Below are 17,599 nucleotides of genomic sequence, written 5' to 3'. Positions count from 1 at the left end.
AAGAAAAAACGTAGAGCTCGGAGTTATCGGCCCTCAACATTATCCTGCGGATGGATCGTATAAAAGGCCGGATAGCCTGGAAAAAACTGATCCCGATTGGGGCAGCTCCAGTATGGCAGCGCGGATATTGTCGGCCCGTGCCGCCCCTAAGACAGGCGCTGCAAATCCGGTGAACTTGTCGATGATCTCCGGCTGGCTCAGCGGCGATTCCGGACCTCCGCGCGCATTCAGGTCCCCCGATTCATAAGCCGCTCCGTCCGTCGTCTCAATCACGACATCTGCCCATCTCCCCTGTGGGAATCTGGCCGAATGGCGCGGGCTTTCTGCGACCTCGATCCGGGACATCACCTTTGCCACCTCAGGATCAGCCAAGCCCGCGCCGGAAATATGCTCGACCCCGATGCGACCGTGGACCGCCTGAGCGGCAGCGGCGAAAGGCAAGGAGTATTGCGCCTGAGAGGTGGTCTGGGGACGGTCAGAGAACAAGCAGGCCGCCTCATGGAAGCTGTTGATGCGAATAGATTTAATTTGCTGATGCGACAGGCTATGCTGATGCATCAGCAACCGAACGCCATCGATCGCGGCATGGGCCCAGCGGCAAATCGGATAAGGCTTGATGTACTGCTGTTCGACCTGCCAAACGCTGCCGAGATCAGCCCAATGCGCCTCGACCTCGTCAGCTTCGATGGTGATGGCAGGGGCACCGGTAAAACCGCGCTCGGCCAGGATGGCAGCGGACAGCCCCACCAAGGCGCCCCAACCAGAGCCGTCATGCAGCATGGTAGGGGTCGCGATCTCGCGCATCATCTGGCTGCGGGGGCCGTGAAACTCGGCAATACCGAGCGCTTGTCGAAGCTGCTCAGATGAATAGCCGCGCATTCGAGCCGCCATCGCAGCCACGCCCAAGGCATTCCACGCACCAGATGTGTGATAATCACTTACAGTTGCGTGTAAGGCGAGACCTGCCCTGCCCGCGATCTCATATCCGACAATCATGGCCGCCAGCGCATCGGGCCCGCTCAGATCAGGGCGTTGCTCGGCCAATGCGGCCAGAGCGGGAACCACGGCGACTCCGATATGCCCTTTGACCGGGTTGAAGCCGTCATGAGCGTCCAGATTATCGGTCTGGGTCGCGGTTGCATAGGCCGCCCCCGCAAGGCTGGCGCGACGCCCGTCAAACAGCATCCGTGCACTAAATGCGGGATCTGAACTGGCAAACATCAGGGCGGCAGTGTCGCGGGCGATCACTCCTGCCTCCATCGGCCCTGCTGCGATCAGAACACCGATCGTATCCAGCAAAAGTAGGGCTGCAGCTTCGCGGGCGGACGCCGGTATGTCTTCGGCGGAGCGGTTCAGGGTAAACTCTGTGACCTGATCAAGGGTATTGGTCATAGTGCAGGCTCTGCCGTGACCGGCTTTGTCCCCCGCAGGCGAGAACCTTCGGGGTCAAAAGGTGGTGCTGACAGGATACGTGCCGTGTGGGGCCGGCCCAGAATATAAACCTCGACCATGTCGCCCGGTCCTGCGACACCGGGGTCGGCAAAGCCAATCGCCAGAGATTTGCCAACCGAATACCCGTACGCCCCCGACGTTACGCGCCCCACAGGTTTGCCATCCGGTGTAAAGATCGGCTCACCTCCGCTGGCGTCAGCCTCGGCGGCTTCGACTTCGAAGATCGAAAGCACTTCGCGCGCTGGCCTGTCTTTGACAGCCAGATATGCCTCTTTATGCAGGAAATCCTTGTCCAGTTTGACAAGCCGGTCCAGCCCGACTTCCTGCGGCCAGTATTCCTGCGAATACTCACGCCCCCACGAGCCATAGCCCTTTTCGATGCGCAGCGACCCCAGCGCCCGGCCGCCGACCGGGCCGCCGTTCAACTCTTTCGCAGCCTCCAGAAGCGCCGAATAGAGTCTGATCTGATCGGTTTCGGCACAGTGCAACTCCCACCCCAGATCTCCGGTGAAACTGACACGAATGGCCAGGCAGGTCACACCTGCAACCTCGATCATACGCGAGCGCATGAAACGAAAACCATCGTTTGACAGGTCGGCATTGGTCAGGCGCTGCAGCAAATCCCGCGCGTTGGGACCGGCAACGTTGAAACCCGCGATACGGTTGGTCGCGACCTCAAACGTGGTGCCTTCAGGCATTTCCACCATGTTGAAGAACCGCTGATGATAGCGCTCGGCCATGCCCGAGCCAATCATCATATATTCGTCCTCAGCAACCTTGGTGATGGTGAAATCGCCGGCAACACCGCCACGGACTGAAATCAAGGGGGTCAGGCAGGAGCGCCCGACCTCGGTCGGCACACGATTGGCGACAAGGCGGTCCAACCAGTTATGTGCACCGGGGCCTTTGATGACGTAGTTGGCAAAGTTCGAGATATCGATGACGCCCACGTGGTCCCGCAGCATCTGCACCTCACGACCCACGGGCTGCCACCAGTTCTGGCGGGTGAAACCATTGGTTTCCACCGTGCCGGGCCGGTCTGCGAACCAGAGCGGATGCTCCCAGCCGCAGTTCAGACCGAAAACACAGCCCATGTCCTTTTGCATCTGATAGGCCGGGCGCACGCGGGCGGGCCGACCGGCGCTGCGCTCTTCATTCGGGAAGTGGATTGCGAAACGATGGGTGTAGACATCCTCGACCCGAGCCTTGGTAAAGGCCTTGTCTGCCCAGTCCCCAAACCGGGCCAGGTCCCATGCAAACATGTCGTATTGCGGTTCACCTTCGATCATCCATTGCGCGGAAAGCAGGCCCAGCCCGCCAGATTGCGAGAAACCGGGGATGATGCCGGTGCAGCAGAAATAATTCCGAAGCTCGGGCACTGGGCCCCAGATCGCGTTGGAGTCCGGAGACCAGATCATCGGCCCGTTTATCACCCGTTTGACGCCCGCAGTTGCCGCGACGGGCACCCGTTCGGTGGCACGGATGACGTTTTCCATGATCCGGTCCAGATCATCGGGGAAAAGGTCGTGGGCGAAATCCAGCGGGGTGCCGTTTTCGGCCCAGAACCGCATGTCCTTCTCATAAGCGCCAATCAGCAATCCGTTGCCTTCCTGCCGAAAGTAGTATTCTCCGTCGCGGTCGGCAATCGAGGGCAGACGGCGGCCAAGTGAGGCGACTTCATCAATCGACTCGGTGACAAAATACTGGTGTTCGGTTGGCTGCAGCGGCAGTTCGAGCCCGGCCATCGCGGCGACCTCACGCCCCCAAAGGCCACCTGCATTGACGACCCATTGCGTATGAATATCGCCCTTTTTGGTGCGTACGATCCATGACCCATCGTGCTGTTGTTCAGTCCCTATTACAGGGCAAAACCGCTGGATCGTAGCGCCAAGCGCGCGTGCCCCGGCTGCATAGGCGTGGGTCACACCGGAAGGATCGACATTGCCACCATCAGGTTCGAACATGATGCAGCGAATATCGTCAAACTGCGCCAGAGGATGCAGCTCTTTCGCCTGTTCGCGGCTAATCTCATAAAAGTTCAACCCGTAGAACTGCGCCTTTGCCTCTTGCAAGCGCAACTGATGTTCGCGGTCTTCGGTTTGCGCCAGATACAGTGACCCGGACTGGAAAACACCGCAGCCTTGGCCGGTCTCGTTCTCCAGCTCCTTATACAGGTTCATTGTATAATGCTGGATGCGAGTGATGTTGTTGTTGTCGTGCAGCCCGTGGATATTGGCCGCCGCATGCCAGGTCGAGCCCGAAGTCAGCTCATCCCGTTCCAGCAGGACAACATCTGTCCAACCGAGTTTAGCCAGATGGTAGAGGATCGAGCAGCCGACCAACCCTCCTCCGATCACAACGGCCTGCGCGTGGGTTTTCATTGGCTGATCTCCTGTTTGCGGGCGAAGCGCTTTCAGGAAAGTCAGCCACAGGTAGGGGGCAGGTTATGCTCTGTTCCCGACGCGAAATGTCGGGAACAGAGCTTGAATGGCCGGTTTTACTCAGTAGGGCGCTTCAACATCGTTCATCGAAACGTAAACCGTCTTCATCTCGCTGAAGTGGTTGATCGCCAGTTTCGAGTTCTCGCGCCCCACACCCGACATCTTGGACCCGCCGAACGGAGCTTCAACCGGGGCGAGGTTGTAGGTGTTGATATAACACGTGCCCGCCTCGAACCCGGCCACGATGCGGTGGGCGCGGGTCAGGTCGTTGGTAAAGACACCTGCGGCCAGACCGAACTCGGTCTCGTTCGCACGGGCCAGGACCTCTTCTTCGGTCTCGAAATCCAGTACCGACATGACAGGGCCAAAAATCTCTTCCCGCGCGATTGTCATCTCGTCGGTGACGTCGGCAAAGACCGTCGGCTGCATGTAGAACCCATCGCCTTCAACCCGTTCACCGCCATACACCAGCCGCGCACCCTCGGCCTTCCCTTTTTCGATATAGCCAAGGGCGATATTCATCTGGTTTTCGCTGACCATCGGGCCAAAGTTGACCTCTTCATCCATCGGATCGCCGATTTTCGCGGTGGCAAGGCGTTCGGACAGGCGCGCAAGGAACGCATCCTTGATGCCCTTTTGCACAAATACGCGGGTACCGTTGGAACAGACCTGCCCCGAGGAATAGAAGTTGCCCAGAATCGCGCCTGACACGGCATTTTCGATATCCGCATCGTCGAACACGATCATCGGGGATTTGCCGCCCAACTCCATGGTGACATGTTTCATGCCATCCGCCGCCGCCGCATAGACCTTGCGCCCCGTCGGAACCGATCCGGTCAGCGAGACTTTGGCCACACGCGGATCGGTCACCAGGCTAGCGCCCACGTCCCCGTAGCCCTGAATGACGTTATAGATGCCTTTGGGCGCACCCGCTTCAATCAGAATCTCTGCCACCTGCAAGGCCGACAGAGGCGTGGTCTCGGACGGTTTGAACACCATCGTGTTGCCGCAAGCCAGCGCCGGGGCGCCCTTCCAACACGCAATCTGGGTCGGATAGTTCCATGCACCGATGCCCACGCAGACGCCCAGCGCCTCGCGGATTGTGTAGACAAAGTCACCGCCAGCCAGTGGGATATGCTCGCCGGTCAACGAGGCCGCCAAACCGCCGAAATACTCCAGCGCGTCCGCACCGCTGGTTGCATCGGCCACCAGCGTTTCCTGCAGGGGTTTACCAGTGTCATGTGTTTCGATGATCGAAAGATCACGATTGCGATCCCGCATTATGTCGGCGGCACGGCGTAACACCCGGCCACGTTCGGTTCCTGACATCGCGGCCCAGGCCGACTGGGCCGCTTTTGCGCTATTTAGAGCCTGTTCCACGATTTCAGGCGTGGCGGAATGCAGCCGCGCAATGACCTCGCCCGTGGCAGGATAGATAACATCGATCGGTGCGCCGCTGGTGTCTTCGACATATTCGCCATTGATGAAATGGCTGGCCTTTGGCTGAAACTTCATGCCGGTTCCTTTTCTGATCGGATATCCCTTTTTAGCAAAGAGATAGGGAGCGTTTCGGACCGGCTTATATTTTATTGATTGCTCAGTCAATAAAACCGTGAATTGGCGGGTTATCGCCGAATCCGGGGCGCCTTCACTTGAAATGAAAGGTTAATGTTCTATTTATGTTCTACACAGTCAGAGGATCACCCGATGGCCCAGAACATGCGAAGTTCCGCCCCGAGCGGCCCGTCAAACGATTATCACCTGCTGCCTGTAACGGATCGGCAGATGCGCTATGCCCGCGCCATCGCGCAACAGTCCGCGCTGGAGATTCCGGTCGAGGCGCAAAATGACCGCAGATCGTTATCGGACTGGATTTCAGCGCATAAACCGCATGATCCGTCACCTTTCGCCAATTACCCGACGGGTAAGCAGGTGGCTTTTGCCGAGCGTATCTCGCGCAGCAAGCGCCGTCCGATCCCGTCCGAGTGTTTCCGAGACAAGCAGATGATGTCGCGGTGGATCGACCAGAACAAATAAGCCGGTCTATTTGCCGTGGTTGCGCGCATAAAGCGCCACGGCGGCGGCAACAAACATGCCCAGCAGGATATAGCCTGTCACAGCCTCGGCCACCGCCAACCCGCGACAGAGACCGGTCGGGGACATATCCCCGTATCCGACCGTCGTGAATGTGACATACGAGAAATACAGGATATCCCCCGGCCCTTTCGCACCGACGACGCAGCGATCCTCATACCCGAAGGCCCCATAAACGGCGGCAAACAGGAAGGGCACGACCTGAATAAAAGACACCCCCATCAGAAACAGCATTCTGCGCGGGGATTTCACCTGAGTCATATAGTAGTACGACTGCGACACCATCCAGACCACCAGGCCGACGGATGCAACGGTACCGATGGTATCGCCCGCAGTGGTCTCATCCAGGCGCGACAGGCCATACCACGCGAGAAAGCTGGCCAGAACCAGCCCCAACGCCGCCAGCAAGGTGGATTTCCATTCGTCCAGGGTTCTGGGTTCGTGAGTCATTTACGCTCCGTCAGGCTGGTCTGATCGCATCATCCGGTTTCCGACGCGACCTGCAAGCTGATTTCAGTCAGACCCCAGATGTTCCTGACCCCGTGCGCGGGACAGATGGATCTGCTTTTGCCGTTCACGGAACCGTGCCTTGTCCTGTTCGGAGGTCTCATCAATGCACCGATGACAGGAGACGCCGTGTTCGTATTCAGGGCGTTTCACATCTTCGGGCAGGATCGGACGGCGGCAACCGTGGCAAAGCTTATGGGGCCCCTCGACCAATCCGTGACCGACCGAGACGCGATTGTCGAATACGAAGCATTCGCCCTGCCAGGCGCTGTCTTCCGGCGGCATCTCTTCCAGATAGCGCAGGATGCCTCCCTTGAGGTGATAGACATCCTCGACCCCCTGCCCCAGCAGGTAGTTGGTGGATTTCTCACAGCGGATACCACCGGTGCAGAACATCGCGACGCGCTTGTTGTGGAAGCGGTCCTTGTTTTCCTGCCACCAGGCAGGGAAATCGCGGAAACTGGCTGTATTAGGGTCGATTGCGCCCTCGAACGTACCGATCTCAACTTCGTAGTCATTGCGCGTATCGATTACGACCACATCATCCGAGCGGATCAGCTCGTTCCAGTCCTCCGGCTCGACGTAGTTTCCAACACTGGCGCGCGGGTCGACATCAGGCTGACCCATAGTGACGATTTCTTTCTTCAGCCGCACCTTCATCTTGCCGAAGGGCGGGTGGTCCGAGGTCGCCTCTTTCCATTCCAGATCGGCGCAACCCGGCAGCGCGCGGATATGCGCCAGGACAGCGTCGATCCCGGTACGGGGCCCGGCTATGGTGCCATTGATTCCCTCCTGCGCCAGCAGCAGGGTGCCTTTCACCGATTGCGCGCGGCAAAGCTCCTGCAAGGCAGGGCGCAACGCATCGGGGTCGGGAAAACGCGTGAAATGGTAGAGGGCAGCGATTGTGTACATGTGCGCGATCTAATGCCCCCGGCAAAAACACACAAGAGACAGCATTGACGATCCCCGCCGCGCGCCATACCGATAACGCAACTTAAGGAGGCCATCATGTCCAACGCCCTGCTCGTTATCGATGTTCAGAACGATTTCTGCCCGGGCGGCACGCTCGCTGTCGCAGGCGGGGATGAGATCGTCGCCCCGATCAACGCAATGATGGATAATTTCGACGCGGTGATCCTGACTCAGGACTGGCACCCGGCGGGCCATTCGTCATTCGCAAGCTCACACGCCGGAAGGTCACCGTTCGAGATGATCGAGATGCCCTATGGCCCGCAGGTCTTGTGGCCCGATCACTGCGTGCAGGGCAGTAAAGGCGCGGCCTTCCATCCAGATTTGCGTACCGATGGCGATCTGATCATCCGAAAGGGATTTCGCAGTTCCATCGACAGCTACTCGGCGTTTTTCGAGAACGATCATTCCACTCCCACCGGCCTGAAGGGGTATCTTGAGACGCGCGGGATCACGCGACTGACGATGGTCGGGCTGGCGACAGATTTCTGCGTCCATTACTCGGCCGTGGATGCGGCGCGGCTGGGGTTTGATGTCACGGTCAAAACCCAACTGTGCCGTGCCATCGACATGGACGGATCACTGACCGCTGCAGAACAGGCCATGCGCGAAGCAGGGGTGACTCTGGGTTGATGTTCAAAGCGCTGCGCCGTGCTGGGCCAGCAGCTTCAGAAACACAAACAGGATCACAGCCAACCCCAATGCAAAACCTATGCGCCCGGCTATGGTGCGGCGCTCGGGGCGCGCCGCCCCGGGGCTAGGTGGTCGCGAAGGCCGCACCGGCGCGGCGTGCGCGACATTGCCGGGTTTTGCCGACCTCACATGCGCCAGAAAGTGATGGAAATCGAATTCACCGCTATATTCGCCCTGAACACCCATGTTCCGAATATTGGCAAACAGCCTCTTCAGGATCAGGTTTCGATCCTCTGTATCCTCTGGCTGGTAAAACCCGCCTGATTGATGGTCGCCCACCGTATCCAGACTGAAGCCGGATTCCAAAAATATCCTGCGAATCTTGGGTGATGCCGCGCGCAAGGCGTCCGCAGTCTTGATGTCGCGAAACTGCGCCCGTACCGGGGGTCGCCCTGTTACCGCCGTATGCCCATGCTCCGGGTCAACCTCATCCGGAGCAATCGCTACAATGTCAAAGTCGTACGCGAGACTCATTCACCAAATTCAACCTTTATTACCATCCCCACCCCCTCACTAAACCGTGAAGGGCACCCACAATAAGCCCGCAATGTGTTCTGTCGTGGGCATTGTTACCAATTCCGCGACTCTTGCCATTCCGCGCTCCGATTGATCTAACAACGGAAATCGCAGGAGGTCCCCATGGTCGATATCGCGACGCGGGTCTACAATCACAAATGGAAGATTGACCCAATTATCCGGTCATTGATCGATACAGATTTCTACAAACTGCTGATGTGCCAGTCAGTGTTTCGAAATAAGCCCCAAACCGACGTTGTATTTTCGTTGATCAACCGCTCGAATCACGTGCCTTTGGCCCGTTTGATCGATGAAGGCGAGCTACGCGAGCAGTTGGATCACATCCGTTCGCTCAGCCTCAGCCGCGGGGAAAGCACCTGGCTGAGGGGCAATACATTCTACGGCAAACGTCAGATGTTCCGTCCGGATTTCATGGAGTGGTTCGAAAACCTGCGCCTGCCCCCATATCACCTTGAACGCAAAGGCGATCAGTACGAACTGACCTTCGAAGGTAAGTGGCACGAGGTCATGCTTTGGGAAATACCGGCACTGGCCGTTCTGATGGAATTGCGATCACGCGCCGTTCTGAACGACATGCGCCGGTTCGAGCTGCAGGTACTTTATGCCCGCGCGATGACCCGCGTCTGGGAGAAGATCGCCCAACTCCGCACCATCGACGGGTTGGGGATCGCGGATTTCGGCACGCGGCGGCGACATTCCTTCCTGTGGCAGGACTGGTGCGTGCAGGCGATGATCGAAGGCTTGGGGTCCTCCTTCACCGGCACCTCGAACTGCCTGATCGCCATGCGGCGCGAGGTCGAGGCTATCGGCACCAACGCGCACGAACTCCCTATGGTCTATTCTGCACTGGCCACAGATGACGCCGCGCTGGCGCAGGCGCCATACGACGTCCTCAGCGACTGGCATGAGGAACATGACGGCAATCTGCGCATCATTCTGCCTGACACCTATGGTACCAAAGGATTTCTGGATCGTGCACCCGACTGGCTGGCGGGCTGGACCGGCATCCGTGTTGACAGCGGCGACCCGGCAACCGGGGCTGAGATCGCGATAAACTGGTGGAAATCGCGTGGCGAGGACCCAACCCGGAAAAGGATCATTTTCTCCGACGGATTGGACGTGGATAAAATCCGCGAGTTGCACACTCAGTTCGCAGGCCAGACCAATGTGTCCTTCGGCTGGGGCACGCTGCTGACCAATGACTTCCGCGAACTTGTACCGAATGACGCGCTCGCCCCATTCTCGCTGGTTTGCAAGGCGGTCTCGGCCAACGGTCGCCCGACAGTCAAGCTCTCGGACAACCCGGAAAAGGCAATGGGACCAGCGAATCAGATTGAGCGGTACAAGCGGGTTTTCGGCGTTGGCGCGCAGGAGGCGATCGAAGTCATCGTCTAGCCGTGATAGGCCGCCACAGTTTTCAGCTGTGAGAAGCCATACAGCGCCTCGAACCCCTTTTCGCGGCCATGACCGGATTTGCCGACGCCGCCGAAAGGCAACTCGACACCGCCGCCTGCGCCGTAATTGTTGATGAAGACTTGCCCCGACTGCAGCCCCTTGGCCAGGCGCATCTGGCGGGCTCCGTCCCGCGTCCAGACGCTGGCGACAAGGCCATATTCGGTGGAATTGGCTATGGTTAGAGCCTGTTCTTCAGTTTCAAACGGGATCAGAACCTGAACAGGGCCAAATATTTCATCCTGCGCAAGCACATGATCGGAACCAACATCCGCGAAGAGTGTCGGCTGAACATAAGCCCCGGAGACGGGGGCGTCATCTACAATTCGTCCTTGACCGGCAATGGCCAGATCGGCTCCCTTCTCCAGAAAACCGTTGACGATCTGTTTCTGCCGCTCCGAGATCAGCGGCCCGACGCGCAGATCGTTCATCGCAGGCCCCACGGTGAGTTGACCGTAAGCCTCGGCCATGCGGGATTTGACCTGCTCATAAACGCCCTGCTGAACCAGAATGCGAGACGAGGCCGAGCAGGTCTGACCCGCATTCTGTATGCCCGCATTCACCAGAAACGGCAGCGCCGCATCCAGATCGGCATCGTCAAAGACCAGCTGCGGGGATTTGCCGCCCAATTCCAGCGTCACCGGGACCACGTTTCGACCCGCCGCCTGCTGCACCAACGCCCCCGTCGCGACCGACCCGGTGAAGGAGATATGATCGACACCCGGATGCGCCGACAGTGCCGCACCCGCCTCGCCCCCCAAACCGGGCACCACGTTCAGCGCTCCGGGTGGCAGACCAGCTTCATGCGCCAGATGGGCGAAGGCCAGGGCTGTCAGGCACGCCTCTTCCGCAGGTTTCAGCACGCAGGCATTGCCCATCGCCAGCGCTGCCCCGACCGAACGACCAATGATCTGCATCGGATAGTTCCACGGCACGATATGGCCGGTTACACCATGCGGTTCGCGCAGAGTGTAAACCGTATACCCATCCAGATAGGGGATAGTTTCCCCCATCACCTTATCCGCCGCGCCGCCGTAGAATTCGCAGTATCGCGCCAAGGCGACCGCATCCGCCCGTGCCTGGGACAACGGCTTGCCGACATCCGTCGCCTCAAGCTGTGCCAGATCATCCACCCGCTCTAGAACCAGGTGCCCCAGCCGGGCAAGAATACGGCCCCGTTCCAGCGCGGTCATGCAACCCCACGCGCCGTCGCGCGCGGAACGGGCGGCCAGCACAGCGGTGTCGATATCGCGTTCGCTGCCTCGAGCGATTTGGCAGAGTTCAGAGCCATCTGACGGATTGACCAGCGTCAAGGTCTGCCCTGACGCAGGCCCCTTCCATTCGCCACCAATCAGGCACAGAGCGGGATCGAACCAGAGGGGATCGGACATCAAAAACTCCTAAAATAGGCTCTAAGTATGGACATTTGGATCATGCAGCCCCCTGCCCCATCTCTGGCAGACGAGGCGCTGCATCGATGAGCGTTCGTGTGTAGGGGTGCCGAGGCTGGGCAAAGACCTGCTCAGTTGCGCCCTGCTCGACTATTCTACCGGCCTGCATCACCAGCACGCGGTCGGTTATCGTACGGACGACGCTCAGGTCGTGGCTTATGAACAGATAGGTCAGATCGTATGTCGCGCAAAGTTCGGCCAGCAGATCAAGGATTCGGGCACGGACCGAGACATCCAGCGCCGAGATCGCCTCATCAAACAAGATCAGTTCAGGCCGGATGATCAGCGCGCGGGCAATGGCGATCCGCTGCCTCTGCCCGCCCGAAAATTCGTGAATGTACCTGCTTGCGTCATTCGGGCTGAGACCGACTGCAACGAGCATCTCGGCGATGCGATCACGCCGTTCGGAGCCGGTTGGCGGGGTATCCAGCAGGTGAAACGGCTCGGTGATCAGGCGGGCGACGCGATGGCGGGGATTGAAGCTGCCGTAGGGGTCCTGAAACACCACCTGCATCTTGCGGCGCACTGCCAGATTGGGTGTGTGACCTGTGAAAACAGGTTGCCCTCCGAGGGAAATCCGGCCGTGCTGAACGTCTTCCAACCCTAAAATAGCTCGTGTTAGGGTCGATTTTCCACAACCCGACTCTCCGACCAGCCCCAAACGCTCTCCGCGATTCAGGGTAAAGCTGACCTGATCGACCGCCCGATGATGACCGGGTGCGCCAAACAGGTGCGTTCGGGGCAGGCGGTAGTCCCGAACCACATCTTCGACTTCCAGCAACGGATACGGGTTCGGAGATAGGGGCAGGGAAACCTGATGCCCCGAGGCCTCGAACAACATGCGCGTATAGGGGTGCTGCATATGGTGAAGCAGATGTTCAGTTGTGCCGGTTTCAACCACTTCCCCATGTCGCATGATCACGATCTGATCCGCCATATCGGCGACCACTGCCAGATCATGAGTGATCATCAGCAGCCCCATGCCGTATTCCGACACCAGCCCCTTGAGCAGGTCGAGGATTTGCGCCTGCGTCGTCACGTCCAGCGCCGTTGTAGGCTCATCCGCGATCAGCAGTCGGGGGCGCAACGCAATCGCCATGGCAATCACCACCCGTTGGCGCTGGCCACCCGACAGCTCGTGCGGATAACGTGACATCGGAAATCGGTGAGTCGGCAATCCCACACGGGAGAGAACCTCTTTGGCCCGCGCGCGCGCCCTAGCGGGTGGCATCGCCTTGTGGATCAGAATGGTCTCCATCACCTGATCGCCGATGGTTTTCACCGGGTTCAGGGCGGTCATCGGCTCTTGGAAAACCATCCCGATTGCAGCGCCGCGCAGGGCGCACATCTGAGCCTCAGATTGGTTCAGCAGGTTCTGACCATCCAGCTGCAGCGACCCATCCGCTTCGGCCCCGCTGGGTAGAAGCTGCATTACGGCAAGGGCGGTCATGGATTTGCCTGAACCACTCTCGCCCGTGACGGCCACGATCTGGCCTGCATCAATCGACAGGTTGATCCGTTTCAGGATTTGCGCACCGTGAATGGTCAGCGAAAGGTCCTTGATCTGAAGTAAGCTCATACGCGGGCCACCCTGATCCGAGGGTCCAGCCAGTCGCGCAAGCCGTCACCCAGCAGGTTCAGGCCCAGCACCGTCACGATGATCGCAAAGCCCGGAATCAGAGCCAAATGCGGGGCAAAACTGACCATTGTCTGCGCATCAGCCAGCATTCTGCCCCAGCTTGGCGTGGGCGGTTGCGCGCCGAGTCCGACATAGGACAGCCCCGCCTCGGCCAGAATGCCCAGTGAGAACTGGATGGTTCCCTGAACAATCAGCAGATTGGCAACGTTGGGCAGGATATGTTCGGCCGATATCCGTGCAGCCCCCTTGCCCGACACGCGGGCCGCCAGGATGAATTCACGCTCCCACAGTGACAGGGCCGCACCGCGAGTGATGCGCGCGAAGACCGGGATGTTGAATATCCCGATGGCGATGATTGCGTTAATTGCGCCTGCGCCAAAGACGGCGGTGATCAGGATGGCGATGACCAGCGACGGGAAGGCAAAGACCAGATCGTTGCCGCGCATGATAACCTCGTCCAGCCACGATCCTTTGCGCGCCGCAGCAGTCAGGCCCAGGGGAACGCCCAGCGCCATGCCGATCCCGACGGCCACCAGCGCCACAGCAATCGAGGTGCGCGCACCGACCATGATCATCGAGAACATGTCGCGTCCGAAATGATCCGTGCCGAACCAGTGCTGCACGTTTGGCGGTTGCAGCTTGGCCGGGATATCCAGCGCGGCGTGGTCATGTGGCGTCCAAACAAACGACACCAGCGCGGCCAGAACCACCATTGACGACAGCGCCGCACCAAGGATCAGGTTGCGACTCATGTCCTGCTCCTCAGTCTTGGATCGACGGCGGCATAGGCCAGATCAACCAGAAAGTTCACCATGATGACGGCGAAGACCAGTAGCATGACGACCGATTCCACCACGATCAGGTCACGTGCCGAGATCGCCTGAAACACCAGCCGCCCGAGGCCTGGCAGATAGAAAACCTGTTCGATGATGATCGAACCCGCCAGCAGGAACGAAAACTGCAGCCCGATGATCGTCAGCACCGGGATCAGCGCATTCCGCACCCCGTGCCGCCACAGCGCTTGCCGACGCGACAGGCCCTTGGCGCGTGCCGTGCGCATGAAATCCTCGGCCAGAATGTCCAACAGCGCCGATCGCATGACCCGCGCAAGGATCGCCCCCTGCGGCAGGGCCAGCGCAATGGCTGGCAGGGTCAGCGATTGCAGACCCGTCCAGAGCCCGTTTTCCCAGCCCGCGAACCCTCCGGCGTTGAACCAACGCAGATTGATGGCGAAGACAAGGACCAGCATCATCGCGAACCAGAAATTCGGCACCGCAATTCCCAACTGCGTCGCCCCCATCACAGCAACGTCTCCCGGCTTGCCGCGCCGCGCAGCGGCATAAAGGCCGGCCGGGAAAGCAATCAATGTGGACAGCGTCAGCGCATATATGGCCAACGGCAGCGATACCCACAACCGATCCGCAATCATCTGCGATACCGGCGTGCGATAGGTGTAGGACGTGCCGAAATCCCCCGCCAGCATCCCGCCGACCCAGTTGAAATACCGCTCGATCTTCGAGACATCGAGACCCAATTCGGCCCGCAGCGCAGCCAGCGTATCGGCCTGCGCATTCACACCCAACATGAACGACGCCGGGTCACCGGGCGCGACCTCGATCACCGCAAAGATGACGACCGAAGCGACAGCCAGACTCAGGACCAGCGAGAGCAGGCGTTTGAGGGCATAACGTAGCATTGGTAACAGGTTAAGTGCGCGGATTGCGCGGGTCCAGCACCTACTTGTAAGCTTGGCGCTCTTCCCGGATCAGGTTGATCGCACAGGCTGAAAGCGCGGCGGCTGGCTCGGTCTCGGACAGCCATTCCAGATTGGTTTCGGTGCGCGCCAGCGCGGCACGGCGCAGCACCATCAGCCGGGCGCGCGGGCTGTCCAGAAACTCCGCTTGCGGGATGACCGTTTCAAGCGGACTGTCGGTGCGGATTACTTCGAAATACCCGCCGGTCAGGGCCAATAGCGCAAAGGCACAGGTTGGCGCGTCATCGGTGCATCGCTCGGTACAAAGCTGCGCGATGGGCCGGGTCGATGCCGACGTCATCAGCCAGTTTTCAACCGCCGGTCGCCAGGGGTTGTCCGGGGACGTGTCACCATAGCCCAGCCCAAGCGCCAGAAGGCCCGCCATGCCCAATGCCTGTTCCGAACTTGCCTCGACCGCATCAGGTTGAATATGGCGCAGCGCGGCCACCCCGTCCCCACGTGGCTCAGGGGTGTTGGACAGATAGGTCAGATACGGTTTCAGGTCCCGCATAAGCCGATCATCGGACAGCAGTTTCCGCCGCATGTCCGCATCCCCGTATAGGGCGATGATGCGCGTGGGGTAATCGGTTGCCTGATGCTCACCAAACGCATTGAGCCGCATGATCAGATCCGGGTCCGGCTCCGGGCGCTTTGCGTTCAGCAGCGCCTGAGCCAGTTCGTTGCCAGCGCGGGCCTCGACCGTCAACCACGATTGCCCGAAGGCCGACCAGTCCTTCTGGCGGAATAGCTCACGCGATTGCGCGGGATCGAGCGATTGGCGAAAAGGTGACGGGCCCAAGTCAGATGTTTCGATCCGAGCCAGCAGCAAACGCGCCTCGACGTTACCTTCGGCCGCAAGCTCCGCCAGCATCGGCAGAGACTGCGTATCGTCCCCCTGCAGCCACAAGGCCACGGCCTGCTCGAACGGAGTATCGGCCCGGGCGATGGGCGTGACTGCAACCTGCGCCGCAAGCAAAAACGCGGCGAGGAATGGCCTGATCATGCGCGGACCTCCTTTCGTCCTACTCGTCCCAACTGATCCCGGTCAGGTCAATCGCCGCAGTGGGCGCGTTTTCCCACAGGCCCTGTACGCCAGCCTTCGCCACCCCGAGCTTTGCTAGCTGGAACAGATATCCGTTGACGTAATCGTTCGAAATCAGATTCTGCGCCTCACCCAGCAGTCGGTCGCGTTCCTCGGGGTCCGTGGTGGAATTCAGCGTGTCCATCAACGCCTGAAAGTCGGTGCTGTCATATTGGAAATAATAGTCGGGCCGGGCATAGATGCCGATATCCATCGGCTCGGTATGGCTGACGATGGTCAGGCCAAAGTCTTTACCCTTGAACACGCTTTCCAACCACTGCGCCCATTCCACATTGATGATCTCGGCGGTGATGCCAACCTCGGCCAGCTGAGCGGCGATGATCTCACCCCCGCGGCGGGCATAGGATGGCGGTGGCAGGTGTAGCGTCGTCTCGAATCCGTCGGGATACCCCGCCTCGGCCAGAAGGGCCTTGGCTTTATTCGGGTCATAGACCGAATTTCCGGTCAGATCGACATAGGCCGGGTTGTGTGGTGCGAAATGCGTGCCGATGGGCGTGCCATACCCGAACATCGCGCCGTCAATGATGGCTTGCCGGTCGATGGCATGGGCCAGCGCCTGCCGGACTAAGATATCATCGAAAGGCTCCTGCTTGTTGTTGGTCGACAGGATTGTTTCCCCTTCGGTCGAGCCGACAAGGACCTGAAAGCGCGGATCGGCCTCGAATTGCGGCAGGTTCTCGGGCGCGGGGAAATTGTCGAACACATCCACATCCTCGGCCATCATCGCGGCAAAGGCGGCAGTCGGGTCCGAGATGAATTTGAACGTTGCAGTCTCTAATGCGGGCTGATCGCCCCAATAGTCAGGGTTGCGGTTCAGGGTAATGCTGTCACCCTGCACCCAGTCCCCAAAAGTAAAGGCGCCGGTGCCCACCGGATTGGTCTTGATGTTCTCGATGCTTTCGGGCGCCACGATCACCGCATCACCCCACGCGAGGTTGAAAAGGAAATTGCCGTTTGGCTCTTTCAACGTCACCCGAACGGTCAGAGGGTCCACAACCTCGACAGTTTCAATACCTGAAAACAGAGCTTTCTGCGCATTGGCGCTGTCTTCCGCCGTGGCGCGGTCAAGGGTGAACTTGACGTCCTCGGCATCCATCGTGGTGCCATCGTGAAAGGTTACACCGTCGCGCAATTTGAAGGTGTAGACGGTGCCGTCATCCGAGATTTCCCAGCTTTCGGCCAGCCCTGGCACCACCGAGCCATCGCCCATGAACCGGGTCAGACCTTCGAAGATATTGGTGTAGACAACCGAATCGATAGCCTGCGCGGCAGCGCTGGTCGGGTCCAGATGCGGTGGCTCAAGCTGCATGGCGATGGTGATGTCCGATTTGGCCAAGGTCTGCGTGGCAAACAGGCTGGCGCCCAGAGCCAGGGCCGACGCGAACGAGCGAAAGCGCTGCTTTGTCATGAAAATCTCTCCCCACTGAAAATGGCTGACCCTGCGTTTTTCGGGCCGATCTGCGACCAATGTCCCCGCAAACCCGAGGTCAATCAAGGGATTGTTCGCGC

General features: G+C 59.6%; 15 protein-coding genes. 3 read left to right on the top strand and 12 right to left on the bottom strand.

Annotated elements, in window-relative coordinates; all coding sequences use genetic code 11:
* Positions 1 to 39 precede the first annotated feature (39 nt).
* From RA27_RS19735 to betB, 3 genes are all read right to left on the bottom strand, one after another.
* Positions 40 to 1,392: an MmgE/PrpD family protein gene (locus tag RA27_RS19735; RefSeq protein WP_039543036.1), complete on the bottom strand. Its 1,353-nt coding sequence runs from the start codon at positions 1,390 to 1,392 to the stop codon at positions 40 to 42.
* On the bottom strand, positions 1,389 to 3,833 hold the full coding sequence (locus tag RA27_RS19730) for an FAD-dependent oxidoreductase (protein ID WP_039543035.1): 2,445 nt from the start codon (positions 3,831 to 3,833) through the stop codon (positions 1,389 to 1,391). The genes RA27_RS19735 and RA27_RS19730 overlap by 4 nt, the downstream gene beginning before the upstream one ends.
* Positions 3,834 to 3,953: 120 nt before the next feature.
* On the bottom strand, positions 3,954 to 5,408 hold the full coding sequence (gene betB, locus RA27_RS19725; protein ID WP_039543034.1) for a betaine-aldehyde dehydrogenase: 1,455 nt from the start codon (positions 5,406 to 5,408) through the stop codon (positions 3,954 to 3,956).
* Positions 5,409 to 5,600: 192 nt separating this feature from the next.
* Between betB and RA27_RS19720 the strand changes: the two genes are divergently transcribed.
* Complete coding sequence (locus RA27_RS19720) at positions 5,601 to 5,930, top strand: hypothetical protein (RefSeq protein ID WP_039543033.1); 330 nt, start codon at positions 5,601 to 5,603, stop codon at positions 5,928 to 5,930.
* A 6-nt stretch (positions 5,931 to 5,936) separates the two neighbouring features.
* Here RA27_RS19720 and RA27_RS19715 read toward each other — a convergent pair whose 3' ends face one another.
* Together RA27_RS19715 and RA27_RS19710 are read right to left on the bottom strand one after the other, a co-directional pair.
* Positions 5,937 to 6,437, bottom strand: coding sequence for a potassium channel family protein (locus RA27_RS19715; protein ID WP_039543032.1), 501 nt, complete (start codon positions 6,435 to 6,437; stop codon positions 5,937 to 5,939).
* A gap of 63 nt (positions 6,438 to 6,500) precedes the next feature.
* Positions 6,501 to 7,406 (bottom strand): rhodanese-related sulfurtransferase, encoded by a 906-nt coding sequence (locus tag RA27_RS19710; protein ID WP_039543031.1) that lies wholly within the window; start codon positions 7,404 to 7,406, stop codon positions 6,501 to 6,503.
* Between the two features lie 96 nt (positions 7,407 to 7,502).
* Between RA27_RS19710 and pncA the strand changes: the two genes are divergently transcribed.
* Positions 7,503 to 8,096, top strand: a complete 594-nt coding sequence (pncA, locus tag RA27_RS19705) for a bifunctional nicotinamidase/pyrazinamidase (RefSeq protein ID WP_039543030.1) — start codon at positions 7,503 to 7,505, stop codon at positions 8,094 to 8,096.
* Positions 8,097 to 8,099: 3 nt separating this feature from the next.
* Here pncA and RA27_RS19700 read toward each other — a convergent pair whose 3' ends face one another.
* Complete coding sequence (locus RA27_RS19700) at positions 8,100 to 8,630, bottom strand: hypothetical protein (protein ID WP_039543028.1); 531 nt, start codon at positions 8,628 to 8,630, stop codon at positions 8,100 to 8,102.
* A 165-nt stretch (positions 8,631 to 8,795) separates the two neighbouring features.
* On the opposite strand from RA27_RS19700, the gene pncB reads away from it, so the two are divergent.
* The gene (gene pncB / locus RA27_RS19695; RefSeq protein WP_039543027.1) at positions 8,796 to 10,088 is read left to right on the top strand and encodes a nicotinate phosphoribosyltransferase; all 1,293 of its coding nucleotides are present in this window, start codon (positions 8,796 to 8,798) and stop codon (positions 10,086 to 10,088) included.
* On the opposite strand, the gene RA27_RS19690 is transcribed toward pncB, so the two are convergent.
* Genes RA27_RS19690 through RA27_RS19665 form a run of 6 tightly spaced genes read right to left on the bottom strand, consistent with a single transcriptional unit; the run spans position 10,085 to position 17,498 of the window.
* Positions 10,085 to 11,536: an aldehyde dehydrogenase family protein gene (locus RA27_RS19690; protein WP_039543026.1), complete on the bottom strand. Its 1,452-nt coding sequence runs from the start codon at positions 11,534 to 11,536 to the stop codon at positions 10,085 to 10,087. The genes pncB and RA27_RS19690 overlap by 4 nt on opposite strands.
* A 40-nt stretch (positions 11,537 to 11,576) precedes the next feature.
* Positions 11,577 to 13,175, bottom strand: a complete 1,599-nt coding sequence (locus tag RA27_RS19685; protein WP_039543024.1) for a dipeptide ABC transporter ATP-binding protein — start codon at positions 13,173 to 13,175, stop codon at positions 11,577 to 11,579.
* Positions 13,172 to 13,987, bottom strand: coding sequence for an ABC transporter permease (locus RA27_RS19680; protein ID WP_039543022.1), 816 nt, complete (start codon positions 13,985 to 13,987; stop codon positions 13,172 to 13,174). The genes RA27_RS19685 and RA27_RS19680 overlap by 4 nt, the downstream gene beginning before the upstream one ends.
* A complete protein-coding gene (locus RA27_RS19675; RefSeq protein WP_039543021.1) occupies positions 13,984 to 14,931 on the bottom strand; it encodes an ABC transporter permease in 948 nt (315 codons plus the stop codon). Before RA27_RS19675 ends, RA27_RS19680 begins: the two co-directional genes overlap by 4 nt.
* Positions 14,932 to 14,971: 40 nt before the next feature.
* Positions 14,972 to 15,991, bottom strand: a complete 1,020-nt coding sequence (locus RA27_RS19670; protein ID WP_039543019.1) for a hypothetical protein — start codon at positions 15,989 to 15,991, stop codon at positions 14,972 to 14,974.
* A gap of 19 nt (positions 15,992 to 16,010) precedes the next feature.
* Positions 16,011 to 17,498: an ABC transporter substrate-binding protein gene (locus RA27_RS19665; protein WP_039543018.1), complete on the bottom strand. Its 1,488-nt coding sequence runs from the start codon at positions 17,496 to 17,498 to the stop codon at positions 16,011 to 16,013.
* Between the last annotated feature and the right edge of the window lie 101 nt (positions 17,499 to 17,599).

The sequence above is a fragment of the Ruegeria sp. ANG-R genome (assembly GCF_000813985.1).
Lineage (GTDB): Bacteria > Pseudomonadota > Alphaproteobacteria > Rhodobacterales > Rhodobacteraceae > Ruegeria.
The sequence above is the reverse complement of the archived record's forward strand: the minus strand, read 5'-3'. Positions and strand labels throughout refer to the sequence as shown.